Below are 25,819 nucleotides of genomic sequence, written 5' to 3'. Positions count from 1 at the left end.
GGCAACGGACCGCCAGGAGCGGCCCGTCAGCAGCCCAGACCGGAGGAACCGATGAGCCCCCACCAGCCGACCAGTCGTCCGGCGGCAGGGGCCCCCGGGGTGCCGTGGAACCGGCAGCGGCTGCGCAGCAACAACGAGTGGCTGCTGCTGGAGCTGCTGCGCACCGGTGGCGGTACCTCGCGGGCCCAACTGGCCCGGGACACCGGCCTGTCGAAGCCGACCGTGTCCGCCGCGCTGGCCGACCTGGAGCAGGCCGGGCTGGTCCGCGAGGCCGGGCGGGTGGCCCCGGAGCGGGGCCGCACCGCGGTGCTCTACGAGGTCGACCCGACGGCCGGTCACGTGCTCGGCGTGGACGTCGGCCGGGCCCGGCTGCGGGTCGCCGTGGCGGACCTGGCCGGCACCGTGGTCGCCCGGCGGGACGTGCCCAACCGGGGGCGGACCGCGGACGCCGTCGCGGACGCGGTGGTCGCCGCCGCGGGGGAGGCGACCGCCGAGGCGGGCCTGGCCGCCGGGGGCCTCGTACATGCGGTGATCGGCACGCCCGGGGTGTGGGACGAGGAGCGGCGCGGCCTCCGGTACGCCACCAGCCTGCCCGACTGGGGCCGGCCGGGGCTGTTCGACCGGATCGGCGAGGGCCTGGGCACGGCCGTGACGGTGGCCAACGACGCCAACCTGGCCGCGCTCGGCGAGTACACCCTGGGAGCCGGGCGCGGCAGCCGGATGTTCGCCTACCTGCTGGTCGGCACCGGCCTCGGGGTCGGGGTGGTGAAGGACGGCGAGCTGCTGCTCGGTGCGCACGGCGCGCTCGGCGAGATCGGCCTGGTGCCGCTGCCCGCCCGCCCGGGTGAGCCGGCCGTGACCACGCTGGAGGAGGAGGCGGCGGCGGACGCGGTGGTGCGTGCCGCCCGGGAGTTCGGGCTGGCGGGGAAGGGCCGGAGCCGGCTGACCGCCAAGCAGGTCTTCGAACGGGCCCGGGCCGGGGAGGACGCGGCGCTGCGGGCGGTGGAGTGGGAGGCGGAGCGGCTCGCGTACGCGGTGGCGGTGCTGTCCGCCGTGCTGGACCCGGACCTGCTGGTGCTCGGTGGGGGGATCGGCAGCAGCGCGGACCTGCTCCTGGAACCGCTGGAGCGGGCCCTGCGCCGCTTCGCGCCGATGCGTCCGACGCTCGCCCCGAGCCTGCTGGGGGAGGAGGCGGTGCTCCTGGGCGCGGTGGCCACGGCGTTGGAGACGGCGCGTCCCGAGGTGTTCGAGCGTCGGACGGCGGAGTTGTGAGGCCGGGGCCGTAGGTGTGGGGCTGGGTCCGTAGGTGGGGCGCCGGGGTCGGTGGTGTGGGGCCGGGGCCGGTGGGTGTGGGGGAACCCACCGGCCCCGGGCGGGTCAGCCGGTGGCCAGGGTCAGGCCGTAGGTGCTGAGGATCGGGTTGACCGGCTGGAAGTAGGTCTCGCCGCCGGAGGTGCAGTCGCCGGAGCCGCCCGAGGTCACGCCCTGGGCCTGGTTGCCGGAGATGAACGAGCCGCCGGAGTCGCCCGGTTCGGCGCACACGTCGGTGCGGGTGAGGCCGTAGACGCTGCCCTCCTGGTAGTTGACGGTGGCGTTCAGCTCCTGGACGGTGCCGCAGTGCCAGCCGGTGGTGGAACCGGAGCGGCAGACCGAGCCGCCGACCGCCTGCTCGGACGAGCCGCCCACCGTGACCGTGCCGCCGGCGTAGTCGTTCACCTGCGGCTGGGCCGTCCAGTCGGATCCGGCGGCCACCCAGGAGTAGTCGTTGCCCGGGAAGGTCGAGCCCTGGAAGGTGCCGATCGAACTGCCGTCGGAGGTCGTGGCGTTGGAGCCGGGCTGGCCGCAGTGGCCGGCGCTGACGAAGCCGGGCTGGCCGTTCTGGGTGACCGGGAAGCCGATCGAGCAGCGGGCGGCGTTGTCGATGTAGTAGGCGTCCCCGCCGTGCAGGTCGGCGAGCGGCCGGGGTGCGGCGGTGGCCCGCTCGACCCGGACCACGGAGCGGTCCACCCCGGCCCGGTCCAGGAAGGCCCCGGTGCGGGCGTCGTCGGCGGACTGCACCACGACGGCGTTGGAGCGGACGTCGACGTACCAGAGCGGGGTGGCGTCCGGGGCGGCTGCCCGGGAGGCGCGGTCGAGCGCGTCCTTGGCCCGGTCCAGGGACGCCAGCGCGTGCCGGACGACGGTGGCCCGGCCGCCGTGGGCGGTGATGGTCCGGGCGGCGGAGGCGTCGGTGGTGGCGACCACCAGGTCGGCCTGCGGTCCGTCGATCCAGGCGCCGGCCCAGCGCTCGCCGAGCGCCTGGGTGAGGGCGTGCTGGACGGCGGTGGCGCGGCCCTCGCGGGCGATCCGGTCGGCGGCGGCCTGCGGGGCGAGCCCGAGGTCGCGCTGCATCGCGTGCAGCAGGGCGGTGGGCACGGCCGCGGTGCGGGTGGGGGTGGCGGCCAGGGCGGCCGTGACGGACGGGTCGTCAGCGGGTGCACTGACGGCGGGTGCTGCGGTGAGCGCGACGGTCGCGAAGGCTGCGGCGACGGCCAGCGCACGGATCCGGAGCATGGGGTCTCCTCGTTCGGCGTGGGGGTTGCCGGAACCGTAGCGATCCGATTGGCATGTCCGGAACATGTCGTAACGCCCCGCGCTCCGGCGCTATACCCCCGCGGAAGGCTCGACGCGGTGGCCGGAAGATCTCGATCCGCCAACGAGTGGGGAAACGGTGCTCACGGCGTGTGCGGACTCTGCTTGAATCGCACGCCTCACCCGTACGGACCAACGGAACGGAGCGTTCCCCCCTCATGGCTTCACCGATATCCGGGCGCCGCAGGACGGCCGGCCTGGCCGGATTCGCCGGACTCGTCCTCACCGTCGGCCTGGCGCTGACCGGTTGCGACCCGTCGGCGGCGGACGCCACGCCGACCTCCTCCCCGACCGTCGCGGCCACGCCGGCTCCCGCCACGCCCACCGCGGCGAGCCCGACGGTCCCGGCGCCGCCGGTGGTCACCCCCTCGGCGCCGCCCGTCGCGTCCGCCCCGCCGCCGTCCGCCCCGCCCGCCGCGCACCCGCAGACGCCGTCCGCCAAGCCGCAGCCCAAGGTCACCACCGCCCAGCCGCCGAACGACCCGCAGCCGCAGCACACCCAGGCGGCGGGCGGCACCGAGTGCGAGCTCCGCTCCAACGCGGGCAACTGCTACGCGGCCGGCCAGTTCTGCCGCAACGACGACCTGGGCCGGAGCACCCACGACGCCAACGGGCGGATGATCTACTGCCGGATGGTCAGCGGAAAGCCGCACTGGCAGGCGTGAGTCACCCGCCGAGGGTGTCCCAGAACAGGTGCTCGTAGGCCTGGAGCAGCAGGCCGTACTCCCGGGCGGCGGCCAGCGTGGGGTCGTCCAGCGGGTCGGGGCCGAGGGCGTCGGCGGCCTGCTGTTCCAGTTCGGGGGCCGGCTGGGCGAAGAAGTCGAAGAAGGCGCAGGCCTCGTCGGAGAAGCCGTGGTGGCGGCGCAGCGCCGCGGCGATCGTGGCGCAATAGCCGCCCCAGGCGGCGAAGTTGGCCACCAGGGCGGCGGCTGCGGCCGGCGGCGGGGCGTTCAGGGCGAGCCAGGCGAGGTAGGACGGGTAGGCCTGGCAGCCGGGAAGTGGCACCCGGGCGGCGACCGCCCGGTGGTCCAGGCCGCAGGCTTCGGCCAGGGCGGGCAGGGTGCGCAGGGCGGCGCTCTCGCCCCCGGCGAGGGTGACGTACCAGGCGCCGAGCGGCCGGTCGGCGCAGCGGGTGGCGAGCAGCAGCAGGCTGCGCCGGTCCGAGGTGATGATCCGCTGCTGCTGGGCGGCGAGTTCGGCCACCGCGGAGAGCGGGGCGGTGTCGGCGGCGAGCGCGGTGACCAGGGCGGGCGCGGTGTCGCCGGGGGCCAACTCGGCGCGCAGGCGGCGGATCTGGTCGAGGATCGGGTGGTTCACCGGTGCCTCCGGGGTGCGGTTCGGTCCGGTGCCCATTCCTACCGCGTGCGGGCCTCGGTGCGGTGGCGACAGGCCGGGGTGCCCGGGGGCGCTCGGGGATGTCCCGGGGGTGTTCGGGGATGTCCCGGGGGTGCTCGGGCGGTGCGGGTGCCGGGAGCGCCCGGTGGTTCGGCGCTCCCGGCCCGGGTGGCGGCTGTGCGGGGATCAGGCTCCGGCGCAGGCCTTGGTCAGCTCGCCGGCGGCGTCGCCGATCGGCCCGAAGTCGGGTTCCTTGCCCTTGGAGACGGCGGTCTGGGCGTTGTCCACGGCCTTGGACAGCTTGTCGGCCGCCGCGTCCACCTTGCCGTCCCCGTCCTGGCGGATCTTCTTGACGTCCTCGACGATCTTCTTGAGGGCCGTGACGGTGTGTTTGCGCCGGCTCTCGTCGGTGATCTGGCCGACGTTGAGCGCGGAGTCGGTGAGGTCCTGGACGTCGCCGGTGAGGCTGATCGCCCGCTTCCCGCAGTCGAGGGCCTGGTCGGTGTTCTTGCACGCGGTCAACAAGGGGGCCGCCACGAGCAGAACGAGCGCGGTGGCGGCCAGGCGGTACGGCTTCTTTGTCATGTCTGTATCCCTCCCGCGTTCTAGAACGTCCCGTGCTCGCGCGGCGGTTCCGGCGTGGAGGGTGAACGGTCGGCGAAGTCTCGACTGCGGGTATGAGAGTGACGGATCGTCAGGTGGAGCTGCTCTGCCGGTGATGCCAGTCCTGCCAGTCCTTCCAGGCGAGGGGCGGGAGCAAGGTGCGGCTGCGGGAGACGAGTTCGTAGAGGCCGGCTCCGTAGCGGGCGGCCAGCTCGGCGTTGTGGATGAACACGTCGAGCTCGTTGGCGGCGGTGATGGCGAGGAAGGCCCGCAGGTCCTCCTCCGGCGGGGTGTGGTCCTCGCCGGTGAACCGGTCGTGGAACAGTGGCGCCTCGTCCCGGCCCAGGCGCGGGTAGACGGCGGCCCGGCCGCAGCTGGCGTACAGGTAGACGATCGCCTCGGCGCGGTCGCCCAGGAGCTCGACCAGGGTGGCCCGTTCGTCCAGGGCGAGCAGGGCGCCGTCGAACCCGTCGGTCCCGTACGCGGCGTGGCAGAGCCCGGCGGTCTGGACGGCGGAGTCGGTGCCCCAGTCGGCCAACCGGGCCGCCACCCGGGTCAGGTGCGCCAGCAGGGTCCCGCCCGGGTGGGGGATCCGGTCGGCCTCGTGGGCGCGCAGGAACTCCTCGACGTGGCTCCAGGCGGGAGCGGTGGGGTGATCGGGTGAGGTCATCCGACGAGTTCTACTCCGGTGCCCGACCGCCCGCAACCGGGTTCGGCCATGGGTGTCGAACGCCCGCCGTCGGTCCATGCAGAGGTTCGACGGCGGGGTTCGAGGCGTCAGGAGAGCTCGCGCACCAGTCGGGCGATGGTCGGGGTGGGGACGGAGTGGGCCTCGGCGGCCCGCAGCACCGCGCCGCCGATCGCGTCGAGTTCGGTCGGCCGGCCCGCCTCGACGTCCCGCTGCATCGAGGACTTCATCCCGGCGGGGATCCGGTCGAAGGCGGCGAGCAGTGCCCGCGCGTCCGCCGGTGCGCCGACCGCGTCGGCGACGGCGGTGATCTCGTCCAGGACGGCGAGCAGTTCGTCCCGGTGCTCGGTGCGCACGACGCCGACGCCGTCGGCGTGCCGGGTGGTCAGCAGGGCGAAGGGCGCGAGGAAGGAGAGCTTGCTCCAGAGCATCGCGGTCTCGTCCTCGCGCAGCGTGACGTCCAGCCCGGTGTGCCGCAGTTGCTCGGCGAACTCCGCTACGGGACCGGCGAGTTCCACGGCCGCGAACGGGCTGGTGTGCTCGATCCGGCCCGGCGCGGTACGGGTGGCCTCGACCCGGATCGTGCCGGCCACCACCTGCCTGGCCGGGTAGCGCCCGCGCAGCAGCGCCATGTGGTCCAGGCCGTTGAGCAGCGGTACCACGATGCCGGTGCCGAGCGTCTGCGGCGGCATCCGGTCGAGCGCGGCGGTCAGGACCGTCTCCTTGACGGTCACGAAGGCGGCGTCGACCGGCTCGCGGAGCTCGGTCGCGGCCTCGACCCGGGCGGTGAACTCGCCGAACTGGGTGCTGCGCACGTGCAGTCCGTCGCGGGCGAGGACGGCCGCGCTCTGCTCGCCGGCCAGGCAGATCACGCGGTGGCCGTCGCGCGCGAGCAGCCCGGCGATCAGGCCGCCGACGCCGCCGGGGCCGAGGACGGCGACGGTGAGGGGGGTGGTGGTCATGCGGACTCCTTCGTGGGGTGGGGAGGGTTGGTGACCGGTGCGTGAGCGGGCCGTTCGGGGCCGTCGCTACGGGGCTTCCCAGGAGAAGCGGCCCTCCAGGCCGTCCGGGCTGAGGAAGCCGGAGCCGACGCCGTAGCCGAAGTTGAGGAAGTACGGATCGCCGTCGTCGGGGGCGTCCGAGAGCGAGAAGAGGAACTGCCAGGGCGCGGGCACCCGGGCCCGGCCGTTCGGGAAGGACGGGAGGCCGCCGAGGTGGTCGTGCACGGGGTCGTCGTCCGGGAACGGGACCTCGGGGCCCTCGTGGCGCAAGTACCGCTGGTGGGCGGCCCGTTGGTCCATCGAGCGGTCCAGCTCGGCCGGCAGCGGCAGCAGGCCGAGGTGGAACTCGACCGGGACGGTCCCGTCGGTGACGGGGTCGTAGCGCCAGAGCGTGCGGCCCCGGGTACCGGGCGGGCCGATCACGGCGAAGGACGGGATCCGGCCGCCCGGCTGGACCAGCAGCACGCCGTCGCCGGCCTCCGGGTCCAGGCCGCCCATGATCAGCTCGTCCTCCTCCAGGAAGAGGTACGCCAGCCGCAACTCCTCGCCGGGGACGGGGAACTGGCCGATGAACACCAGGGGCTCGCCGGTGCCGGGGGCCAGCGGCCAGGTGGGTTCGGCCAGCCAGCAGGGCTCGCCGCCGAGTTTGGCGACCGGCTCGGTGATCGGCCGCTCGGCGGGGCGTGCGGAGAGCGCGAGGCGGGGGAGGAAGGCGGCGTCGTACGGGCCGGTGGCGGTCCCGGTGGGGCGCGGGGTCGACTGTGGGGGGTGGTTCATCGGGTGGCCTCGGTGGTGATGGTGCGGTGGAGGGAGACGAAGTCGAAGTGGTAGGGCGCCTCGTGGCGGGCCTTGCGGCCGGGGGCCGGGCGGGGCGGGCGTCCGGTGCTCGCGTGGAGGTAGAGCCCCTGGTGGCGCAGCGTGCCGTGCTCCGGATCCGGGACCGGCAGGCCCTGGGCGCGCAGGGCCTCGGCCAACTCCCGGGCCGGCCAGGCGAAGACGTCGATCCCGAGGTGGCCGACCGGGCAGGCGGGCCGGTCGTCGTACCGGTTCAGGCCCACCGAGACGCTCTCCAGGCCGCCGTCCTCGCCCCCGGACAGTGTGACGCCCACCCCGGGGAGTCCGAAGCCCAGGGCCCAGCTGGTGCCGCAGACGAAGGTCGGGCGCACCCCGTCCGGCAGCAGCTCGCCGTGCGGGGCCAGCAGCGCGCGTACGGCCTCCTCGGTGAGGCCGAAGCGCAGTTCGGGCAGCGGGGCCGGCAGGCGAACGCCTCGGCCGGGCAGCAGGTCGATGGTCACCCGATCATGATTCCTCCTCGGGCCCGCCGGCGGGAGTCCGTGCTGCCGTGGCAGGCGTCACGGAGCGTGCGCCGGGCTAGGGTCGGTGTGGGGAACCGAGGAGAACCGAGGAGAACCGAGGCGAACCGAAAGGGAGCCGAGGGGGAGGCGGAGGGGGAGCGGATGGCGGCGGATCAGGTACCGGCGGACGCCCGGCTCGTCGAGGCGGTGCGGGCCCGGGACGAGGACGCGGTGTGGGCGGCGCTCGGCGCGGGGGCGGACCCCGATGTGCGGGGCGGGGACGGGTTGCCGGTGTTGTGCGCGGCCGTGGCCGGGTTCGACCACGCGGTGGCCAACGCGCTGGTCACCATGGGCGCCGACCCCGACCTCACGCTGCCGGACGGGACGACCCCGCTGCTGCGCGCCGTCGACCTGGGCTCGTACGCCGTCCTCGGAGCCGTCCTCGGCGAGGACCCCGCGCTGCGGCTGGGGCCGGCGGAGCGGGAGCGGCTGCTCGGGCTGGCCCGGTCCTGGTACGCGACGGGTGTGCAGGCCGAGCTGCGCCGCCGGACGGGCGCGGAGGGGCCGGGCGAGAGCCTGCTGATCGAGGAGGACTTCTGCCAGGTCGAGCAGGTCTCCCTCGGCGGGTTCACCGTCCGGGCCGGGCACGGCGCCGTGCTGACGACGCTGGAGTGGACCTTCCGGATCGCCACCCCGGTCGACGAGCTGGTGGCCCGGGCCGTGCGGCAGCCCGACGACCGCCACGTCGACGGGGCGGCGTGCCAGTACGTCCTCGCACAGCGCCCCGACAGGGCGACCTGGGAGGCGGTGATGGCGTACCGCCGGCACCCCGACCCGCGCCACCGCCGCTTCACGGCCTCCTTCCTGGCGACCAACCGGATGGTGCCGCCGGCCCCGGTCCCCTCCTTCGAGGAGGAGAAGGAGGACGAGCTGCTCGTCGTATGGGCGGCGGAGGAGACCGACGGCGAGGTGCTCGTGGAGGTCCTCCAGGCGCTGCTGATGCGCGAACACCCGGGGACGAGGGGCCTGGCGCTGCGCCACGCCGACCACCCGGACCGGGAGGTGCGCACCGTGGCGACGCACTGCCTGGGGGTCGGCGGTCAGCCCTTCTCGGCGGAGGTCACCGCCTGCCTGCTGCGGCTCGCGCGGGACGGGTGGCCGCCGGTCCGGTCCGGAGTGGCCTGGAGGCTTGAGAATCGTCCGCTGACGGAGGAGTTCAGGGCGGTGCTGCTCGCGCTCGCCGGGGACGAGGACGCCCGGGTGCGGCTCTCGGCCGGGTGCGCCCTGGCGGAGTCGGACGACCGGACGGGCGAGGTCGCCGACGCCCTGGCCGCGCTGTCGGACGAGGAGGACCAGCGGGCCCGGGTGGTCGGCGCCTACGGGCTCGTGGTGCGGGGCGACCGGCGGGCGGCGGAGGCGGTCGACCGGGTCGGGGGCCTCCCCTGGCACGAGTACCGGTACGACCACCGGGCCGACGTGATCTGGGACTGGCGGACGCGCCAGGGGCCCGAGGAGACGTAGCACCACCTGCGGGGTTCGGTTTTCCGAACCCCGGATTGGGGTGCCAGCACAATCGACCCGGTCGTCCCGGATGTCCAGGATTGGGGGCATGAACGGGATCACGACAGCCGCCGACCGGGCGGCGCACGGCGAGGTGACGGGGGCGGCCCTCAGCGGCGAGGGGCTGCACCGCGAGTACGGGCGCGGCGCAGCCGCCGTCCGGGCGCTGCGAGGGGTGTCCGTGGCCTTCGCGCCGGGCACCTTCACGGCGGTGATGGGACCCTCGGGCTCCGGCAAGACCACCCTGCTGCACTGCCTGGCCGGGATGGACCGCCCCACCCGGGGCACTGTCCGCTGGGGCGGTACGGAGGTGTCCGGCCTGCCCGAACGGCGGCTCGCCGAGCTGCGGCGCACCAGGGTGGGGTTCGTCTTCCAGGCCTTCAACCTGATGCCCGCGATGACGGTCGCGCAGAACGTCGAACTGCCCGGGCGGCTGGCCGGGCACCCGCCGGAGCGGGCCCGGGTGCGGGAGGCGCTGGCCCGGGTCGGGCTGGCCGGGCGGGAGCGGGACCGGCCGGGCCGGCTGTCCGGCGGCCAGCAGCAGCGGGTGGCGATCGCCCGCGCCCTGGCCGCCCGGCCCGAGGTGCTGTTCGCCGACGAGCCCACCGGCGCGCTGGACCGGGCGACCGGGCGCGACGTCCTGGACCTGCTGCGCGCGGGCGTGGACGAGGACGGGCGGACGTGCGTGATGGTCACCCACGATCCGGTGGCCGCCGGCTACGCGGACCGGGTGCTGCTGCTGGCGGACGGCCTGCTGGTGGACGAACTGGACCGGCCGACGGCGGCGCAGGTCGGCGAGCGGCTCAGCAGGTTGGGCGGGTGAGGGCGATGCGTGGCGGTTCCGTGCCGACCCTGGCGGTCGGTCAGATCACGCGTCGGCCGGCGGCCTTCGCCGGGCTCGCGGCGGCGCTGTTCCTGGCGGTGGCGGCGGTGACGCTGTTCGGTTCCCTGGTCGCCGCCCAGGTCACGGCGCCTGCCCCGGCGGCGCGGGCGGCGGTGGCCGGACCAGGGCTGCTGGTGATCGCCGGGGCCTTCGGTGAGATCGCCGTCCTGGTCGCGCTGTTCGTGGTGGTGAACGCGCTCGGGTTCACCCTCCGTCAGCAGCACCGTGACCTCGCCCTGCTGCGCACGGTCGCGGCGACGCCCCGCCAGATCCGGCGGCTGGTACGCCTCCAGGTCACGGCGACGGTGCTGGCGGCGGCCGTCCCGGGCGGTACGGCGGGCCACTTCGCCGCCCGGGCCTTCCTCACCGCGCTGCAGCGGCGCGGGATGGCCGCACCGGGGCTGCGGATACCCGGGACACCGGTGCCGGTGCTGATCGCGCTCGCGGTGGCGCTGCTGGTCGGCCTGGCGGCCACCGCGCTCACGGTCCGGCGGATCACCCGGCCCGCCCCGGCGGCCGCGCTGACCGACAGCGCGGTCGGGCAACGGTGGACGGGCGTGGCGCGGCTGCTGATCGGCGGGGCGGTGCTGGTGGGCGGAGGCCTCCTGCTGCGGCTGGCCGGCACCCGACCGGCCGGGGAACTGGACAAGGCGGGGCAGGCGGCCCTGCTCGGCGCCCTGGTGCTGCTGGTCGCCGTCGCCCTGCTGGGGCCGGTGGTGGCCCGGCTGCCGATGGCGGTGCTCGGTGCCCCGGTCCGGGCGCTGCTGCCCCGGGTCGGCTGGCTGGCGGACGCCAACCTGCGCGGCTACGCCGTCCGGCTCTCCTCGGCGGTGGTCCCGGTCGCGCTGCTGGTCGGGCTCTCGGCCACCATGCTGATCATGACCGGCACGGCGGAGCGGGCGGCGCTGGCGACCGGGGCCACGACCAGCGTCACCAAGGCCAGCGACGTCTGGCTGCGGCAGGCGGAGCTCGGCCTGTTGGCCGGGTTCGCGGCGGTCTCCACGGTCAACACCCTGGTCGCGCTGACCGCCGACCGGCGGCGGGAGTTCGCACTGCTCCGGCTGGTCGGGGCGACGCGGCGGCAGCTGCTGCGGATGCTCCTCGTCGAGGCCGTCCTGACCACGGCGGTGGGCGTGCTGCTCGGTGCGGCGGTGGCGGCCGCGGCGACCGGGGCGTTCAGCCGGGCGGTCACCGGGTCGCTGCTGCCGGTGGTGCCGGGAGCCGCCTGCGGCTGGGTGGTGGCGGGCGCGGCGGTGCTGACGGTGCCGGGGATCGTGGGCACGGGGCTCTGGGCGATCGGCGGGCGCGCGGTGGAGGAGGTGGGCGGGGAGCGGGGGTGAGTGGGGGTGAGCGGGAGGATGGCGGCTGCGGGCGGCCTTGGACAGCTGAGGAGGGATGAGGGCGGATGAGGACTGCGGAGGTGAGAGGAGGTTCGGGGAGGCCCGGGGCCGTGAGGTGGCCTGCGGTGACGGAGGGTCCGGGCAGGCGGCGGACCTGGTGGTGGCTGGGGGATGCTGGGGGTCGGTTGATCGGTGAACGGTGGGGCACGTGGTGACTCGGTGGCGGCGCGGACTGTCGGTGCGGGGCGGTGAGGTGGCGTTCGCCCTCCTCGGACTTCCCCTCGGAGTGCTGGGCGGCGTCTACGCGGTCGCCGTGCTCTACGCGGGGGCGCTGCTCTCGCTCACCGTCCTGGGGCTGCCGTTCGTCGCGGCCGCCCTGGTCGGGGCACGCGGGATCGGCGGGCTGCACCGGCGGCTGGTCGGGCGGCTGCTGGGCGAACGGGTGGCCGCGCCACCGGCGTCGGCACGCCCCTCGGGGCTGCTGGCCCGGGGGCGGGCCGTACTGACCGACCCGGTCGCCTGGCGGGCGCTGCTCTACCTGCTCCTCCGGCTGCCGCTCGGCGCGCTCGGCTTCCTGACCGTGGTCGGACTGCCGCTCAGCTCGGTGTGGCTGGCGGGCTTTCCGCTCTGGGTACGGCTGTTGGAGCCGGGGCCGCGAGCGGTCGACTGGCTTGACGTCGCCGGGCCGCCGGTGGGGCTCGCGGTGCTGGCAGCCGTACCGGCCGTACTGCGGGCCCTGAGCCGGGCCAACCGTGCGCTGGCCCGCGCGCTGCTCGGGCCGGTGCGGTCGCAGCAGCGGGTGCGGGAGCTGGAGCACGCCCGCGCCACCCTGCTCGCCGAGAACACGGACCGGCTGCGGCGGCTCGAACGCGACCTCCACGACGGCACCCAGGCGCAGTTGGTCGCGCTCGCCATCACCCTCTCGCTGGCGGACGATGCGCTCGGCGAGGCGGCGCCTGGCGGGGCAGTGGCCTTCGGCGGGGCGGCGGCGTCCGGGGCCGGGAGCGGTGCCGACCTGGGGCGGCTGCGCGCCCTGGTCGACCGGGCGCGCGGGCAGACCGACGACACCATCACCGGGCTGCGGCGGCTGACCCGGGGCATCCACCCGGTGGCACTGGACGGCGGCCTGGCCGAGGCGCTGCCCGCACTGACGGCCACCTCGCCGGTGCCGGTGACGCTCCGGCTGGACCTGCGGGAGCGGCCGGCGGAGGTGATCGAGCGCGCGGTCTACTTCTGTGCGGCCGAACTGCTCACCAATGTGGCCAAGCACAGCGGTGCCCGGACGGTCGACCTGACGGCGAGCGCGGTCGACGGCCGGGTCCGGCTGACGGTGCGCGACGACGGGCGCGGGGGCGCCGGGATCGGTGCGGGGACGGGGCTGACGGGCTTGGCCGAGCGCCTGGCGGCGGTGGACGGGAGGCTGCGGGTGGACAGCCCGCCCGGTGGGCCGACGCTGGTCACGGCGGAACTGCCGAGCAAGCTGTGAGGCTGTCGGGCCGTGTCGCCCCGGACGGGCAGGGGGCCGGGCCGCTCAGGCCCCGGTCTCCGCGAGGTAGGCCAGGACGGCCTTGACCCGGCGGTTGTCGGCGTCCGTCGCGGGCAGGTCGAACTTGGTGAACACGGCGGCCACGTGCTTCTCCACCGCTCGCTCGGAGACCACCAGCCGTCCCGCGATCGAGCGGTTGGAGTGGCCCTGGGCCATCAGCTCCAGCACCTCGCGCTCGCGGGCGGTGAGCGAGTCCACCCGGTTGCGCCGTCCGCCGTGCATCAGCCCGTTGACGATCTCCGGGTCGAGCGCCGTGCCGCCCGCGGCGACCCGGTGCAGGGCGTCCACGAACTCGGCGGTGCGGGCCACCCGCTCCTTGAGCAGGTAGCCGATGCCTGCGGCGCCGCCGGCCAGCAGCCGGGCGGCCCAGGCGGTCTCCACGTGCTGGGAGAAGACCAGGATGCCGGTCCCGGGTGCGGTGGCCCGGATCTCGACCGCGGCCCGGATCCCCTCGTCGGTGTGGGTGGGCGGCATCCGGATGTCCACCACGGCCACGTCGGGCCGGTGCTCGGTGACGGCGGCGACCAGTTCGGGGGCCGTGCCGGCGGTGGCGACCACCGCGCACCCACGGGCGGTCAGGAGCTCGACCATCCCCTCGCGGAGGATCACCGAGTCCTCGGCGAGGACGACGCGGAGCTGCTTGTCGATCATGACGCCATTATCCGGACCGTCCGGGTGGGCGGTGGTGCCGGGTCCGGGTCGGCCTTGCGATGTAGATCTACAGCAAGGCTGGACAGTTCGGACTGATGAAATTACCGTGGAGCGGTGACCGAGAAGCGAACCGCCCCAGCCGTTCCGGAGGCCCCGCCTGCCTCGGAGCCTCATGTCGATACAGCCGCGCTGGCCGCCCGGGAGCTCCGGGCCGTGTTCAGCAGGTTGCGCCGGACCCTCCAGGAGAAGGGACAGGGTTCCAGCGGGCTCACCCCCTCGCAGACCGCGGTGCTGAACCGCCTGATCACCGACGGCCCGGCCGCCGCGAGCGCGCTGGCCGCTGCGGAGCGGGTCCGGCCGCAGTCGATGGCCGCCACGCTGACCGCGCTGGAGGCGCACGGGCTGGTCGCCCGCCGCCCCGACCCCAAGGACGGGCGCCGCCAGGTGGTGGACCTCAGCGCGACCGGGCTGGAGTGGATCGCGGACAGCCGCCGGGCCCGTGAGGAGTGGCTGGCCAGGGCCCTGGAGGAGGAGTTCAGCGAGGCCGAGCGCGCCACCGTGCTGGCGGCGCTGCCCCTGCTGGACCGGCTCAACCGGGCGAGTCGGCTGAGCCGATCAAGCCGGCTGAACCGGCGATGACCGGCCCGTCGACGCTGCTGGCGCGGCTGCGCTCCCGGCGCCAGGGCGCGGACCGGGCAGCGGCCTCGTCCGTCTCGGCCCAGTCCGTCCCCGCCTCGTCCGTCTCGGCCCCGCTGGCCCCGACCGGAGCCGACGGGCCGGCTGGGCCCGGGCCCGGGGGCGGGTTCAACCGTCGGCTGCTCGCCCCGATGGTGCTGGGTTCGGTGCTCAACCCGATCAACTCCTCGATGATCGCGGTGGCCCTGGTGCCCGTCGGCACCGCCTTCGGCGCGCCGCCCGCCGAGACGGCCTGGCTGGTGAGCGGGCTCTACCTCGCCACTGCCGTCGGCCAGCCGGTGATCGGCCGGCTGGTGGACACCTACGGGCCGCGCCGGCTCTACCTGGCCGGGACGGCGCTGGTCGGCCTGGCGGGACTGGTCGGTGTGCTGGCGCCCACGCTCGGGCTGCTGGTCGTCGCCCGGGTGCTGCTCGGGATCGGCACCTCCGCCGCGTACCCGGCCGCGATGTACCTCACTCGCAGCGAGGCCGAGCGGGCCGAGCGGGCCGGGCGGACCGGGCGGACCGGGCGGACCGGGCGGAACAGTCCCACCGGGGTGCTGACGGTGCTCGCCGTCGCCAACCAGACCATCGCCGTGATCGGGCCGACGCTCGGCGGCCTGCTGATCGGGCTGGGCGGCTGGCGGACGATCTTCGCGGTCAACGTCCCACTGTCGCTGGCCTGTCTGGTGCTCGGGTCCGCCCGGCTGCCCGCCGCCGGGCCGCGGCGGGACGGCCGGGACGGCGGGGGGCGGCTGGACCGGTCCGGGATCGCGCTGTTCGCCGTCCTCCTGCTGGCACTGATGCTGTTCGTGATGCGGCCCGGGACGGAGCGCTGGTACCTGCCGGTGCTCGCGGTCCTGGCCGGTGTCGGATTCGTGCTCCGGGAGACCAGGGCCCGCAGCCCGTTCATCGACCTGCGGGCCCTGGCCGGCAACCGTCCGTTGGTCGCCACCTATCTGCGCCAGGTGCTCGGCTGCACGGCGAGTTACGCCTTCCTCTACGGCTACACCCAGTGGCTGGAGCAGGGGCGGGGCCTGAGCGCCGCCTCCGCCGGGCTGGTGCTGCTGCCGCTCTCGCTGACCGCCCTCGCGGTCTCCGGTGCGACCGGTCGCCGTGCGGCGGTGCGGGGCAAGCTGGTGGTCGGCGCGGCGGTCCAGATGGCGGCCTGCGCGGCGCTGTTGACGGCGGGGTCGGCGAGTCCGCCGGTGCTGCTGATCGCCGTCGGGGTGCTGGCGGGCATCCCGCAGGGGCTGATCGGCCTCGGCAACCAGACCGCGCTCTACCACCAGGCCGACCCGGCCGCCATCGCCTCCGCGGCCGGGCTGTTGCGGACCTTCATGTACCTCGGGGCGATGGCCGCCTCGGCCGCGAACGCGGCCTTCTTCCCGCACGGCGCCACCACGGCCGGACTGCACCACCTCGCGCTGTTCATGTTCGGAGGCGCGGCCCTGCTCTTCCTCCTCGTCCTCCCCGACCGCTCGCTCGGCCGACTCGGAAGTGCTTCCTGATCAATGGACATGACGGATCGTCAGTCAGCGGTGCGGGCCCGTCCGACCCGGGGCCGGACGGGCCCGCACCCACCGGGGCGTGCGGTTCAGCCCCGGTCGCGTCGGCCGGTGAGGACCGTGGTGAAGACCGGCTCGCCGTGCTGGTGTCCGGTCACCGTGGTGGTGACGGTGTCCGGCTCCTCGCCGGGGGTGTGCCGGGCGGTGACGGTGGTGGGCGCGTCGTGTTCGGCGTAGCGGTGGAAGGTGGTGGCCGCGGCGGTCGGGGCGATCGTGACCGGGGCGCCGAGGGCGTTGGCGGCCTGGCGGGCGGCCTCCAGCAGCACCATGCCGGGGATGTGGTCGCCGGCGTGGTCGAAGAGGATCGGGTGCCGGAGGTCGGGGGTGAGGAGCCAGGTGCCGGGGGTGTCGGTCGGGGTCAGCACGACGTCGCAGGGCCGGACCCGCCCGACCAGGGCGGGCGGCAGGGGGCGGCCGGTCCCTGCCTCGGTTGCGACCGGTATCGGGCTGCTCGCGGGGCGGGCGCCGCGCAGCCGGCGGTAGGTGGAGTCCGGCACGGTGGTGAAGCGGGCCTCGCCGGTCGCGGCCAGGTGGGGGCCGCGGCGGACGGTCGCGGTGAAGGTGAAGTCGACCGTGCTGCGGGTGCGCCGAGGGCGGGGGAGGAGTCTGGCCTCGATGGTGAGGTCGGTGGGTGTCGCCCCGATGGACAGCCGGCGGGCGCGGGCGGTGTAGTCGAGGTTCCACATCAGGAACCTGTGGTCGAGCGGGACACCGTACCGGGTGTGGGCGAGGTAGAGCCCGGCTTGGCGAACCGTTTCGGCGGCGAGCATCGGGTCGTACCTGGTCCCGTCCGGGGTGCTGAAGAAGGTGTGCGCCCGCGGCCACTGGGCGGTGACGGTGAACGCGGTGTCGCCGAGCGGCTCGCTGCCGGTGATGAAGACCTCGGCGTGGCAGGCCCGGTGGACGTACTCCTTGGCGACGGTGCTGGTCAGTCGGGGTGCCGGAGCGGCCGGGCGGATCGGCGCGGGGGGTGTGCCGAGGGGCCCGGTGGCCGGGGCGAGGGCCGGGGTCGGGCTCGGGGCCGGGGCGAGTGTGGGGGCGAAGTAGGCGAGCAGGGACATGGGGGAGCGCTCCAAGGGGCCGGGGTGGGCGGGACCGGCTGCTCAGGGCGCGTGGGGGTACGCACCTGCCGGTCCGCTCGTCGGGGAGCCGGGGCCGGGGGCGCGTCGGCGGCCGAGCGCAGCCGTGTCAACGCCGGGGTTGCCCGTCCGCGCCCGACCGATCACCTCGACGGTCAGCACACGGCCGTTCACCTGCGGTGATGCGGACGATCCGGGTTGACGGGCCCATCATCACAAGCGCCGGGAGCAGGGGCGTCACCGGCTCGGGCGGCCCGGTCGTAGCAGCGGAACGGGGCCGGTGCCGGGCCTTCCCGGGTGGTCGTCAAACGGCCGACCGGGAGGCGCAGTTGCCACGCCGTACCACCCGCCCGATGCCGGTTCCCGCGCGCTCGGCCGCCGGATAGACTTCGGCACTTCCCGCCCCACCCCACCCCACCCCCCACCTCACGGCCCGGTGCCACCGGGACGATCGACGGGTCCGCCCGCTCGTGGGGTGACCACCTCGACAGCTCGGCGCGAGCGCGTACGGCCGATCCCGTACGGCCGATGCCGGGTGGGACCGGCGTCGCGGATCGCGCGCCACCCGGAGAGCAGAGAGCAGGTCTTTCGTGAACCATCCTCCGACCACGTCGCCCGGCGGACTGCTGGTCATCGGCAGTGCCGCCCCGGCCGACGTTCCCGGAGCGGGGCTGTGCACGGTCGGTTACGACGGAACCGGCGCCATGAGTCCCGTCCGCACACTCCCGCTGGACCACCCCTCCTACGCGGCGGTCGACCCGACGCGCGCGGTCGTCCACGCCGTCCTGGAACAGGCGGTCGGACGGATCGTCTCGGTGCGCGTGGATACCGGTGCCGAGACCGGTGCCGCTGCCGACGCCGATGCCGTGGTCGCCGACGCCGTCAGCGGCGGTGCGGGCCCCTGCCACCTCGCGGTCCACCCCAGTGGGTCGCACGTCTTCGCGGCCCACTACGGCGACGGCGTCCTCTCGGTCGTCGCCACCGGTGCCGACGGCGCGGTCGCCACCGCCGAGCCGGTGCAGACCGTCCGGCACCCGGGCCGGGAGGCCTCCGGGGACCGGCTCACCTCCCCGCACGCCCACATGGCGGCCCCCTCGCCGGACGGGCGCTTCCTGCTGTGCACCGATCTCGGCACCGACCGGGTGTACGTCTACGCCTTCGATCCGGCCGACGGCCCGCTCAGCGCCCACCGGACGGTGCAACTGCCGTCGGGCCGCGGCCCCCGGCACCTGGTGTTCCACCCGTCGGCCCGGTACGCCTACGTCCTGAACGAACTCTCCTCCACCCTCACCGTCTGCACCTGGGACGCAGTCTCCGGCCGCCTCGAACCGGTCGCCGAGGTCGAGACCCGACGGGATCCGGGCGCGCCGAACGCCAACTCCGCCGCCGCGGTCCGCGTGTCGGCCGACGGCCGTTTCCTCTACACGACCAACCGCGGCGACGACGCGATCTCGGTGTACGCCCTGCACGACGACGGCGCGTCCGTGGAGCTGCTCACCACCGTGCCCTGCGGCGGGACTTGGCCGCGCGACATCGCGCTCACACCGGACGGCCGGCTGCTGTTCTGCGCCAATCAGCGCTCGGACACGGTCACGGTCTTCCACCGCGACCCGTCGACCGGCCTGCTGAGTCCGGCCGGGGAGCCGCTGGTGGTCACCGAGCCCACGTCCGTCCTGCCGATCGCCCGCTGACCAGGGGCCCCGAGGTGCCCGGCGGGTGAGCCGTCGGGCACCGAAGGGCCGGTGGGCGTGCTCGTCCGAGCTCCCGGGTGAGCGTTCTCACCGCCTTGACATCGTCCGCCTGTCGGCCGAGGATCGTCCCGTGAACCTGTCAGACAGCCAGACAGCAGGATCGTCCCCCCGGAGCCCCCGACGGGTGAGCGCGATGGAAGCGGTGTTCGGCCACCTGCGCGGCGCCATCGAGCGCGGCGAGTACGCCGTGGGGGACAAGCTCCCCTCCGAAGCGGAGCTGTGCCGCACGCTGGAGGTCAGCCGGCCCGTGCTGCGGGAGGCGCTCCGGGCACTCCAGACCATGGGCCTGACCGTCTCGAAGACCGGCAAGGGCACCTTCGTCGTGGCGAACACGGTCGACGACCCGACCTTCGGCGACTACGCGGCCAGCGACCTGCTGGAGGTGCGTCGGCACGTCGAGATCCCGGTCGCCGGGTACGCGGCGCTGCGCCGGACCCCGGAGGACCTGGACCAGCTGGCCCACCTGCTCGACCGGATGGAGCGGGAGACCGACACCACCGCGTGGGTCGCGCTGGACACGGTCTTCCACCTGGCGGTGGCCGAGGCCTCCCGCAACCCGGTCTTCCGCCGGGTCATCGAGGAGATCCGCGACGCACTGGCGCGTCAGTCGGCGTTCCTCAACGAGCTGGGCGATCGCCGCGAGCAGTCCAACCGCGAGCACCGGGCGATCGTCGAGGCGCTGGTCGACGGTTCCGAGCCCGACGCGGTCGCGGCGATGTCGCACCACCTCCACCGCGTCGAGGCGACCCTCACCGACATCGTGCACCCCAGGCGCACGGAGACCCCCGCGGACGGCCGAGCCGAGGTCTGAGCGAGCGGTTCCCCGAGGACGGGGAGCGCGGTTCCACCCGCCCCGGCCCCGTCCCCGCGAGGCCGTCGGCACATCCACCACCGATCGAGGACGTCATGTTCAGCAGTCCCCTCGCGGACGCACCCGCGATCCGCGAGCCCCGCCATGTGCCCGTCGCCCACGTCACCCGCGGCGGAGTGGTCGAGGGCGTCCACCACGGCTCCGTCGTCGTCCTCTCCGGCAACGGCAACGGCAGCAGCGGCAACAGCAACAGCAACAGCGACCACGGCAACGGCAACGGCGAGGTCCGGTTCCGGCTCGGCGACATCGAGGCCGCCTGCTACCCGCGATCGGCCCTCAAGCCGCTCCAGGCCGTCGCCATGGTCCGGGCGGGGCTGCCGCTCGACGGCGACCTGCTCTCCCTCGCGATGGGCAGCCACTCCGGCGAGGAGCGCCACCTCGCCGGTGCCCGGCGGATCCTGGAGCTCGCCGGCCTCTCCGAGGACGACCTGCGCAACGTCCCGGACCTGCCGTACGACCCGGCGGTCCGCGACACCTGGATCCGGGAGGGCCGCCCGGCCTCCCGGCTCGCCCAGAACTGTTCGGGCAAGCACGCCGCGATGCTCTACCTCTGCAGGCTCAACGGCTGGTCGTCGGCCGACTACGACGACCCCGACCACCCGCTCCAGCGGCTGATCGCCGGGGTCGTCGAGGAGTTCACCGGCCAACGCATCGCGCGGGTCAGCGTCGACGGCTGCGGCACCCCGCTGTTCGCCGTCTCGCTGCACGGCCTCGCCCGCGCCGCCGCCCGCATCGCCACCGGCGCGCCGGGGACCCCCGAGTCCCGGGTGGCGGACGCGCTGCGCGGGCACCCGGAGATGGCCTCCGGCGCGGGCCGGGACACGGCCGCGCTGATGCGCGCGGTGCCCGGACTGCTGGCCAAGGACGGCTTCGAGGGTGTGCAGATCGCCGCGCTGCCGGACGGCAGCGCCGTGGCCGTGAAGATCGCCGACGGGGCGAACCGGGCGCGCGTCCCGGTGGCGGCGGCCGCGCTGGTCCTGGCGGGGGTCGAACCGCGGCTGCTCACCGCGTTCGCGGGGGAGCCGACGACCGGGGGTGGCCTGCCCGTCGGCGGCGTCCGGCCGGTGGCGGCGCTCGACCCGTCGGCGCTGCCCGCCCCCGTCTGACCCGATCCACCGTTCCACGAAGGAAGAGGACTGCACACCCATGACCGCCGCCGCACCCACGATCGCCGCGACCCCCATGACCGCCGCCACCCGCAGCGAACACGACCTGCTCGGAGACCGCGACGTCCCCGCCGACGCCTACTGGGGCGTCCACACGCTGCGCGCCACCGAGAACTTCCCGATCACGGGCACGCCCATCTCCACCTACCCGCACCTGATCGACGCCCTCGCCGCCGTCAAGGAGGCCGCCGCCCTCGCCAACGAGGAACTCGGCCTGCTGGAGCCCGCGAAGGCCGCCGCGATCGTCGCCGCCTGCCGCGAGATCCGGGGCGGCGGGCTGCACGAGCAGTTCGTCGTGGACGTCATCCAGGGCGGCGCCGGGACCTCGACCAACATGAACGCCAACGAGGTCATCGCCAACCGGGCGCTGGAACTGCTGGGGCACGCCAAGGGGGAGTACCGGCACCTGCACCCCAACGAGCACGTCAACCTGGGCCAGTCCACCAACGACGTCTACCCGACGGCCGTCCGGATCGCGACCGTCTTCGCCGTGCGCGGCCTGCTCGACGCGATGGCCGTGCTCCAGGACGCCTTCGCCCGCAAGGCCGTCGAGTTCCGCGACGTGCTCAAGATGGGCCGCACCCAGTTGCAGGACGCCGTGCCGATGACGCTCGGGCAGGAGTTCTCGACGTTCGCGGTGATGCTCGACGAGGACCGCAGCCGACTCGGGGAGGCCGTCGAGCTGATCCTGGAGATCAACCTCGGTGCCACCGCGATCGGCACCGGCCTCAACGCCCCCGCCGGGTACGCCGAGTCCGCGCGCCGCCACCTCGCCGACCTCACCGGGCTGCCCCTCGTCACGGCGGCCAACCTGGTCGAGGCCACCCAGGACTGCGGGGCGTTCGTCCAGATGTCCGGGGTGCTCAAGCGCGTCGCCGTCAAGCTCTCGAAGAGCTGCAACGACCTGCGCCTGCTGTCCTCGGGGCCGCGCGCGGGCCTCGGCGAGATCAACCTGCCGCCGGTGCAGGCCGGTTCGAGCATCATGCCGGGCAAGGTGAACCCGGTGATCCCCGAGGTCGTCAACCAGGTCGCCTTCGAGGTGATCGGCAACGACGTCGCCGTCACCATGGCCGCCGAGGCCGGGCAGCTCCAGCTCAACGCCTTCGAGCCGATCATCCTGCACTCGCTCTCGGAGTCGATCACCCATCTGCGGGCCGCCTGCCTCACCCTCGCCGAGCGGTGCGTCGTCGGCATCACCGCCAACACCGAGATGCTGCGCGCGACCGTCGAGAACTCCATCGGCCTGGTGACCGCCCTCAACCCGCACATCGGGTACACGGCCGCCACCGACATCGCCAAGGAGGCGCTGGCCAGCGGCCGGGGCGTGGCCGAACTCGTCCTGGAGAAGGGGCTGCTCCCGGCCGAGCGGCTCGCCGCCCTGCTGCGGCCCGAGGTGATCGCGGGCACCGGCGCGCCGGTGGCCTGACATGGAGCACGGATAACGAAGCACGGATAACGAAGCGCGGAGCACGGCGAACGGCGAACGCGCCGAACGATGCGTCGCCGCACCGGAGTTCCGGTGCGGCGACGCGCGTTCCGCGGGACGGGGTCAGGGTCAGGCCGGACCGGCCAGCGCGGGGATCAGCCGCACGTCCTCCGGGGCCCGGGCGTTGTGGCGCTCGGTCCAGGTGGTCAGCGCGGACTGGCAGGCGTGGTCGAGGTGCCGGAGCCCGGAGAGGTCCAGTTCCACGACGCGGTCGGCGGGCAGTGCCTCCAGGGCGTCCAGGAGCTTGGGCAGCCGGAGGAAGGTGGCGTTGCCGGTCAGCCGGACCCGGAGCAGACCGCCGGGCCGCTCCTCGGTGTCGACGTGCAGCCGGGAGGTCTCCCAGGCCGACTTGACGACCGACAGGCCCAGGCCGATCAGCACGCCCTCGAACATGTTGACCGTGACGATGGCCACGGCGGTGGCTGCGAGGACGAGCGCCTCCGCCCGGTGCTCGCGCCACAGCGGCCCGAACTGCTTGAACGGCAGCAGCTTGAACCCGGCGTGCACCAGCACCCCGGCCAGCGCCGCGACGGGGATGACGCCGAGGGCCGCGGGGAGCAGCGCGGCGAAGAGCAGCAGCCACACGCCGTGCAGCACGCGGGACGCCTTGGTCCGGGCACCGGCCTGGACGTTGGCGGCGCTGCGGACGATGACCGCGGTCATCGGCAGGGCGCCGAGGGCGCCGCAGAGCGCGTTGCCCGCGCCCTGCGCCATCAGCTCCTTGTCGTAGTCGGTGCGCGGCCCGTCGTGCAGCCGGTCGACGGCCGCCGCGCTGAACAGGCTCTCGGCCGAGGCGACGAGGGTGAAGGCCACGACCGTCACGACGAGCGCCGGGGTCAGCTGCTCGAACACCCCGCTGCCTGGTGGCTGGACGGCGTCCAGGAGGCCCTGGACCTCGACCTTCTTCACCGGGCGGTCGAGCAGCCATACGGCGCCGGTGGCGAGCAGCACGGCCACCAGCGCGCCCGGGACGACCCGCACCCGGGCGGGCAGCCGCTGCCACAGCAGGATCACCGCGATGGTGCCGGCGCCGATCACGAAGGAGTAGCCGGCGGCGGGCGAGGAGACGAGCCGGGCGAGCAGGCCGGGAAGGCCCAGGAGCTTGTCGACCCCGCTCGCGGGCGCCGGCCGGTCGGCCATCGCGTAGAGCTGGCCGGCGATGATGACCAGGCCGATGCCGGCCAGCATGCCCTCCACCACGGCGACGGAGATCGCGCGGAACCACCGGCCCCAGCGCAGCGCGCCCAGCAGCAGCTGGAGCAGGCCGGTGGCGGCGACCACGAGGCCCAGGGCCGGCAGGCCGAACCGTTGCACGGTCTCGGCGACCAGCACGGTCAGCCCGGCGGCCGGGCCGCTGACCTGGAGGCTGCTGCCGGGGAGCAGGCCGGTGACCAGGCCGCCGACGATGCCGGTGATCAGTCCGAGTTCGGCGGGCACGCCCGAGGCGACGGCGACGCCGACGCACAGCGGCAGGGCGACCAGGAAGACGACGAGCGAGGCGGTCAGGTCGTACTTGAGCGTGGGAAAGCGCATGGGAGCCCTCATCGGTGGGAGTCCGGGGGTGGTCGGCTGCGGTGTGGTCGGCCGCGGGGTGGCCGGCGGCGGCGTGGCTGGCGGCGGTGGGGTGGGCCGCCGGGTCACAGCGGCAGGAAGACGTCGGTGCCGGGGCGGTGGCTGAGCACCGCGCCGGTGTGAACCTCGTAGAACCAGCCGTGCAGGCCCAGCCGGCCCTGGTCGGCCCGGCGGGCGACGCTCGGGTGGGTGCGCAGCCTCGCCAGCTGGTCCAGTACGTGCCGCTGCACCGGGGCGGCCAGGTCGTGGCTGGGCTCCCCGGCGGGTGTCAGTGCGGTGCCGTCGGCCAGCCAGTCGCGTACGGCGGGCACCCCGGTGAGGTCCTCGCCCCGGACGACGGCGCCCACGGCGCCGCAGTGGGAGTGGCCGCAGACCACGATGTCGGCGACCCCCAGGACCTCGACCGCGTACTCGATGGTCGCGGCCTCGGCCGAGGGGGCGGACGGGCGGTGCGGCGGGACGATGTTGCCGGCGGTCCGCAGCTCGAAGAGGTCCCCGGGCCGGGCGCCGGTGACGGCGGAGGGGATGATGCGGGAGTCGGAGCAGGTGATGAACAGCGCCTGCGGGCTCTGGCCCGCCGCCAGCCGCCCGAAGGCGTCGGCCTCCTGCGCGGCGCGGCGGCGGAAGGTACGGGCGTGGTCGATGAATCCTTGCATGTCGTGCCTCGGGTCCTTCGGAAGTCCTGTGGGAACGGTGACTTCGGGACCGTGCCGCTCGCTCGGTACGGGGGCAGCGCGGAGCGCGGCGGCGCGGGCAGGCGGAAGCACTGCCGCGGGCCGTCGTGGACTGCCGGGACGTGGGGCGGTGGGTCACCCGTGGGGAGTGTCGCCACCGTCGTCGAGCGTGCGTGCGCGGTCGGGACCGATCAGCAGCGGAACACCTGGAGGACGGCGGCTCTGGGCTGTCTGCGCGCCCCGTGCGGCGGGTCGGAGGCGCGGGTCGGCGACGGGTCGTCCCCGGTGGACGCCTCGTCGGCGAGGGCCGGGTGCAACTCCCGCTGGCACGGGGGGACTTCGACGCTCCGCGGACGCGTCCAGCCGAGCCCCGGCGGGCACTTGGGGGCCACCGCCTCCTCGGCGAGCTTCGCCTCCGCGACCATTCGGGGGCAGCGTTCCTCGCGGGTGAGGGCGGATGCGGACTGGGACAGCACCACCAGCCCCAACACGGCCACGAGGGCCACGGCGGCGGCGCCGATCACCCTCCTGGCCAAGGACATTGCCGTTCCTTTCCCCGCCCGTGGGATGTGTCGAACCGTCATGAATTCTGACGGCCACGGGCGGGGGCGAGTTCCGGTTTTGTCGTGAACAGTCCGTGAATCAGTTCGGCCGACCGGTGATGGTCCATGAACTGACGGGGTGGAATGCGGGCAGGCGGTGAACCGTTCGGGGCGGGAGTGTCGGCTTGCTCCGTTCCGGAGGCGATCCGACCGCCCGGTCGCCCGGTCGCCGCCGGCGTCACGCCGGCCGGGGGTGCTGCAGCCCGTGCAGGAGCAGGTCGATCAGGCGCCGTGGGTCGTACTGCGGGCCGCTGCCTCCGATGCACAGGTTGCCGATGCCGCGCATCAGCTCGAAGGGCCGGGTGCCCGCCCTGATCTCACCGGCCTCGACCGCGGCGTCGAGCAGCTGCGCGCAGACCGGCAGCAGGCGGTCGAGGAAGAGGCCGTGCAGCGCGGCGAAGCCGGTGCTGTCCGACTGCATCGCGTCGGCCAGCCCGTGTTTGGTGACCAGGAAGTCGACGAACAGGTCGATCCACCGGCGCAGCGCGTCGAACGGGGAGTCGGCGGCCGCCAGCAGTCGCGGGCCGGCCTGCGCGCACTCCTCGATCTGGTGGCGGTAGACGGCCGTGATGAGATCGGCCCGGGTCGGGAAGTGCCGGTAGATCGTTCCCGTTCCGACGCCGGCCTCGGCCGCGATCCGGCGGATCGGTGCGTCGACGCCCGAGGTCACGAACACCTCGGCCGCGGCCGCGAGCAGCGCCTGCTGATTGCGCATCGCGTCGGCCCGCTTGCTCCGGGCCGACGTCCTTCCCGTGGGGTCCTCGCCGGGCACGACTCTTCCTCCAGCATCCATTGACAAAGCGGAACCATGTTCCGGATAGTAAGTGGGACAGCGTTCCGCT

The 25,819-nt window shown here is 74.8% G+C and carries 25 protein-coding genes; 12 read left to right on the top strand and 13 right to left on the bottom strand.

What is annotated here, in order from left to right:
- Positions 1-51: 51 nt before the first annotated feature.
- Complete coding sequence (locus ACFV8H_RS28300) at positions 52-1,272, top strand: ROK family protein (RefSeq protein ID WP_380405396.1); 1,221 nt, start codon at positions 52-54, stop codon at positions 1,270-1,272.
- Between the two features lie 105 nt (positions 1,273-1,377).
- On the opposite strand, the gene ACFV8H_RS28295 is transcribed toward ACFV8H_RS28300, so the two are convergent.
- Positions 1,378-2,553: a S1 family peptidase gene (locus ACFV8H_RS28295; RefSeq protein WP_380405393.1), complete on the bottom strand. Its 1,176-nt coding sequence runs from the start codon at positions 2,551-2,553 to the stop codon at positions 1,378-1,380.
- 236 nt (positions 2,554-2,789) lie between these two features.
- Between ACFV8H_RS28295 and ACFV8H_RS28290 the strand changes: the two genes are divergently transcribed.
- Positions 2,790-3,296 carry a hypothetical protein gene (locus ACFV8H_RS28290; RefSeq protein WP_380405390.1) on the top strand — a complete coding sequence of 169 codons (507 nt, stop codon included), beginning with the start codon at positions 2,790-2,792 and terminating at the stop codon, positions 3,294-3,296.
- Position 3,297: 1 nt separating this feature from the next.
- Here the strand turns inward: ACFV8H_RS28290 and ACFV8H_RS28285 are convergent, their stop codons facing one another.
- The 6 genes from ACFV8H_RS28285 to ACFV8H_RS28260 all read right to left on the bottom strand — a co-directional run bounded on the left by ACFV8H_RS28285 (position 3,298) and on the right by ACFV8H_RS28260 (position 7,553).
- Entirely contained in the window at positions 3,298-3,948 is a 651-nt protein-coding gene (locus ACFV8H_RS28285) for a transcriptional regulator (protein ID WP_380405387.1), read from the bottom strand.
- Between the two features lie 204 nt (positions 3,949-4,152).
- Positions 4,153-4,551 (bottom strand): hypothetical protein, encoded by a 399-nt coding sequence (locus ACFV8H_RS28280; protein ID WP_380405384.1) that lies wholly within the window; start codon positions 4,549-4,551, stop codon positions 4,153-4,155.
- Between the two features lie 109 nt (positions 4,552-4,660).
- Positions 4,661-5,239 (bottom strand): DUF6817 domain-containing protein, encoded by a 579-nt coding sequence (locus ACFV8H_RS28275; protein ID WP_380405382.1) that lies wholly within the window; start codon positions 5,237-5,239, stop codon positions 4,661-4,663.
- Between the two features lie 107 nt (positions 5,240-5,346).
- A complete protein-coding gene (locus ACFV8H_RS28270) occupies positions 5,347-6,219 on the bottom strand; it encodes a ketopantoate reductase family protein (RefSeq protein ID WP_380405379.1) in 873 nt (290 codons plus the stop codon).
- A gap of 66 nt (positions 6,220-6,285) precedes the next feature.
- Positions 6,286-7,035 (bottom strand): hypothetical protein, encoded by a 750-nt coding sequence (locus ACFV8H_RS28265; RefSeq protein WP_380405378.1) that lies wholly within the window; start codon positions 7,033-7,035, stop codon positions 6,286-6,288.
- Complete coding sequence (locus ACFV8H_RS28260; protein ID WP_380405375.1) at positions 7,032-7,553, bottom strand: hypothetical protein; 522 nt, start codon at positions 7,551-7,553, stop codon at positions 7,032-7,034. The genes ACFV8H_RS28265 and ACFV8H_RS28260 overlap by 4 nt, the downstream gene beginning before the upstream one ends.
- A gap of 162 nt (positions 7,554-7,715) precedes the next feature.
- Here ACFV8H_RS28260 and ACFV8H_RS28255 point away from each other — a divergent pair, with 162 nt between their 5' ends.
- The 4 genes from ACFV8H_RS28255 to ACFV8H_RS28240 all read left to right on the top strand — a co-directional run bounded on the left by ACFV8H_RS28255 (position 7,716) and on the right by ACFV8H_RS28240 (position 12,822).
- Positions 7,716-9,074, top strand: a complete 1,359-nt coding sequence (locus ACFV8H_RS28255) for a hypothetical protein (RefSeq protein WP_380405372.1) — start codon at positions 7,716-7,718, stop codon at positions 9,072-9,074.
- An 88-nt stretch (positions 9,075-9,162) separates the two neighbouring features.
- Positions 9,163-9,936 carry an ABC transporter ATP-binding protein gene (locus tag ACFV8H_RS28250; RefSeq protein ID WP_380405370.1) on the top strand — a complete coding sequence of 258 codons (774 nt, stop codon included), beginning with the start codon at positions 9,163-9,165 and terminating at the stop codon, positions 9,934-9,936.
- Positions 9,937-9,941: 5 nt separating this feature from the next.
- Entirely contained in the window at positions 9,942-11,336 is a 1,395-nt protein-coding gene (locus ACFV8H_RS28245; RefSeq protein ID WP_380405368.1) for an FtsX-like permease family protein, read from the top strand.
- 211 nt (positions 11,337-11,547) lie between these two features.
- Complete coding sequence (locus ACFV8H_RS28240) at positions 11,548-12,822, top strand: sensor histidine kinase (RefSeq protein WP_380405424.1); 1,275 nt, start codon at positions 11,548-11,550, stop codon at positions 12,820-12,822.
- A gap of 45 nt (positions 12,823-12,867) precedes the next feature.
- On the opposite strand, the gene ACFV8H_RS28235 is transcribed toward ACFV8H_RS28240, so the two are convergent.
- Positions 12,868-13,533 carry a response regulator transcription factor gene (locus tag ACFV8H_RS28235; RefSeq protein WP_380405365.1) on the bottom strand — a complete coding sequence of 222 codons (666 nt, stop codon included), beginning with the start codon at positions 13,531-13,533 and terminating at the stop codon, positions 12,868-12,870.
- Between the two features lie 114 nt (positions 13,534-13,647).
- Between ACFV8H_RS28235 and ACFV8H_RS28230 the strand changes: the two genes are divergently transcribed.
- Positions 13,648-14,172, top strand: coding sequence for a MarR family winged helix-turn-helix transcriptional regulator (locus tag ACFV8H_RS28230; protein ID WP_380405363.1), 525 nt, complete (start codon positions 13,648-13,650; stop codon positions 14,170-14,172).
- Positions 14,169-15,719, top strand: a complete 1,551-nt coding sequence (locus tag ACFV8H_RS28225) for an MFS transporter (protein WP_380405360.1) — start codon at positions 14,169-14,171, stop codon at positions 15,717-15,719. Before ACFV8H_RS28230 ends, ACFV8H_RS28225 begins: the two co-directional genes overlap by 4 nt.
- 86 nt (positions 15,720-15,805) lie before the next feature.
- On the opposite strand, the gene ACFV8H_RS28220 is transcribed toward ACFV8H_RS28225, so the two are convergent.
- Positions 15,806-16,837: a ScbA/BarX family gamma-butyrolactone biosynthesis protein gene (locus ACFV8H_RS28220; protein WP_380405358.1), complete on the bottom strand. Its 1,032-nt coding sequence runs from the start codon at positions 16,835-16,837 to the stop codon at positions 15,806-15,808.
- Positions 16,838-17,445: 608 nt separating this feature from the next.
- Between ACFV8H_RS28220 and ACFV8H_RS28215 the strand changes: the two genes are divergently transcribed.
- The 4 genes from ACFV8H_RS28215 (at position 17,446) to aspA (ending at position 22,069) form a co-directional block, all read left to right on the top strand.
- On the top strand, positions 17,446-18,546 hold the full coding sequence (locus ACFV8H_RS28215; RefSeq protein WP_380405355.1) for a lactonase family protein: 1,101 nt from the start codon (positions 17,446-17,448) through the stop codon (positions 18,544-18,546).
- Positions 18,547-18,739: 193 nt separating this feature from the next.
- Positions 18,740-19,417 carry a FadR/GntR family transcriptional regulator gene (locus tag ACFV8H_RS28210; RefSeq protein ID WP_380405421.1) on the top strand — a complete coding sequence of 226 codons (678 nt, stop codon included), beginning with the start codon at positions 18,740-18,742 and terminating at the stop codon, positions 19,415-19,417.
- 95 nt (positions 19,418-19,512) lie between these two features.
- Positions 19,513-20,583: an asparaginase gene (locus ACFV8H_RS28205; protein ID WP_380405352.1), complete on the top strand. Its 1,071-nt coding sequence runs from the start codon at positions 19,513-19,515 to the stop codon at positions 20,581-20,583.
- A gap of 76 nt (positions 20,584-20,659) precedes the next feature.
- On the top strand, positions 20,660-22,069 hold the full coding sequence (gene aspA, locus ACFV8H_RS28200; protein WP_380405418.1) for an aspartate ammonia-lyase: 1,410 nt from the start codon (positions 20,660-20,662) through the stop codon (positions 22,067-22,069).
- Positions 22,070-22,198: 129 nt separating this feature from the next.
- Here the strand turns inward: aspA and ACFV8H_RS28195 are convergent, their stop codons facing one another.
- The 4 genes from ACFV8H_RS28195 to ACFV8H_RS28180 all read right to left on the bottom strand — a co-directional run bounded on the left by ACFV8H_RS28195 (position 22,199) and on the right by ACFV8H_RS28180 (position 25,770).
- Positions 22,199-23,662, bottom strand: a complete 1,464-nt coding sequence (locus tag ACFV8H_RS28195) for a SulP family inorganic anion transporter (protein WP_380405349.1) — start codon at positions 23,660-23,662, stop codon at positions 22,199-22,201.
- A 104-nt stretch (positions 23,663-23,766) separates the two neighbouring features.
- On the bottom strand, positions 23,767-24,357 hold the full coding sequence (locus tag ACFV8H_RS28190; protein ID WP_380405346.1) for a carbonic anhydrase: 591 nt from the start codon (positions 24,355-24,357) through the stop codon (positions 23,767-23,769).
- 209 nt (positions 24,358-24,566) lie between these two features.
- Positions 24,567-24,917: a hypothetical protein gene (locus tag ACFV8H_RS28185; RefSeq protein WP_380405343.1), complete on the bottom strand. Its 351-nt coding sequence runs from the start codon at positions 24,915-24,917 to the stop codon at positions 24,567-24,569.
- Between the two features lie 238 nt (positions 24,918-25,155).
- On the bottom strand, positions 25,156-25,770 hold the full coding sequence (locus tag ACFV8H_RS28180) for a TetR/AcrR family transcriptional regulator (RefSeq protein WP_380405340.1): 615 nt from the start codon (positions 25,768-25,770) through the stop codon (positions 25,156-25,158).
- Positions 25,771-25,819: the final 49 nt, after the last annotated feature.

Source organism: Kitasatospora sp. NPDC059827, assembly GCF_042731675.1.
Taxonomy (GTDB): domain Bacteria; phylum Actinomycetota; class Actinomycetes; order Streptomycetales; family Streptomycetaceae; genus Kitasatospora.
This window is presented reverse-complemented; position numbering and strand designations above follow the sequence as displayed.

Bases quoted from the DNA above. Each gene is read 5' to 3' on its own strand.
- ACFV8H_RS28300 (WP_380405396.1), top strand. From the start codon at position 52: ATGAGCCCCCACCAGCCGACCAGTCGTCCGGCGGCAGGGGCCCCCGGG.
- ACFV8H_RS28295 (WP_380405393.1), bottom strand. From the start codon at position 2,553: ATGCTCCGGATCCGTGCGCTGGCCGTCGCCGCAGCCTTCGCGACCGTC.
- ACFV8H_RS28290 (WP_380405390.1), top strand. From the start codon at position 2,790: ATGGCTTCACCGATATCCGGGCGCCGCAGGACGGCCGGCCTGGCCGGA.
- ACFV8H_RS28280 (WP_380405384.1), bottom strand. From the start codon at position 4,551: ATGACAAAGAAGCCGTACCGCCTGGCCGCCACCGCGCTCGTTCTGCTC.
- ACFV8H_RS28275 (WP_380405382.1), bottom strand. From the start codon at position 5,239: ATGACCTCACCCGATCACCCCACCGCTCCCGCCTGGAGCCACGTCGAG.
- ACFV8H_RS28270 (WP_380405379.1), bottom strand. From the start codon at position 6,219: ATGACCACCACCCCCCTCACCGTCGCCGTCCTCGGCCCCGGCGGCGTC.
- ACFV8H_RS28265 (WP_380405378.1), bottom strand. From the start codon at position 7,035: ATGAACCACCCCCCACAGTCGACCCCGCGCCCCACCGGGACCGCCACC.
- ACFV8H_RS28255 (WP_380405372.1), top strand. From the start codon at position 7,716: ATGGCGGCGGATCAGGTACCGGCGGACGCCCGGCTCGTCGAGGCGGTG.
- ACFV8H_RS28250 (WP_380405370.1), top strand. From the start codon at position 9,163: ATGAACGGGATCACGACAGCCGCCGACCGGGCGGCGCACGGCGAGGTG.
- ACFV8H_RS28245 (WP_380405368.1), top strand. From the start codon at position 9,942: ATGCGTGGCGGTTCCGTGCCGACCCTGGCGGTCGGTCAGATCACGCGT.
- ACFV8H_RS28235 (WP_380405365.1), bottom strand. From the start codon at position 13,533: ATGATCGACAAGCAGCTCCGCGTCGTCCTCGCCGAGGACTCGGTGATC.
- ACFV8H_RS28225 (WP_380405360.1), top strand. From the start codon at position 14,169: ATGACCGGCCCGTCGACGCTGCTGGCGCGGCTGCGCTCCCGGCGCCAG.
- ACFV8H_RS28220 (WP_380405358.1), bottom strand. From the start codon at position 16,837: ATGTCCCTGCTCGCCTACTTCGCCCCCACACTCGCCCCGGCCCCGAGC.
- ACFV8H_RS28210 (WP_380405421.1), top strand. From the start codon at position 18,740: ATGGAAGCGGTGTTCGGCCACCTGCGCGGCGCCATCGAGCGCGGCGAG.
- ACFV8H_RS28205 (WP_380405352.1), top strand. From the start codon at position 19,513: ATGTTCAGCAGTCCCCTCGCGGACGCACCCGCGATCCGCGAGCCCCGC.
- aspA (WP_380405418.1), top strand. From the start codon at position 20,660: ATGACCGCCGCCACCCGCAGCGAACACGACCTGCTCGGAGACCGCGAC.
- ACFV8H_RS28195 (WP_380405349.1), bottom strand. From the start codon at position 23,662: ATGCGCTTTCCCACGCTCAAGTACGACCTGACCGCCTCGCTCGTCGTC.
- ACFV8H_RS28190 (WP_380405346.1), bottom strand. From the start codon at position 24,357: ATGCAAGGATTCATCGACCACGCCCGTACCTTCCGCCGCCGCGCCGCG.
- ACFV8H_RS28185 (WP_380405343.1), bottom strand. From the start codon at position 24,917: ATGTCCTTGGCCAGGAGGGTGATCGGCGCCGCCGCCGTGGCCCTCGTG.
- ACFV8H_RS28180 (WP_380405340.1), bottom strand. From the start codon at position 25,770: ATGGATGCTGGAGGAAGAGTCGTGCCCGGCGAGGACCCCACGGGAAGG.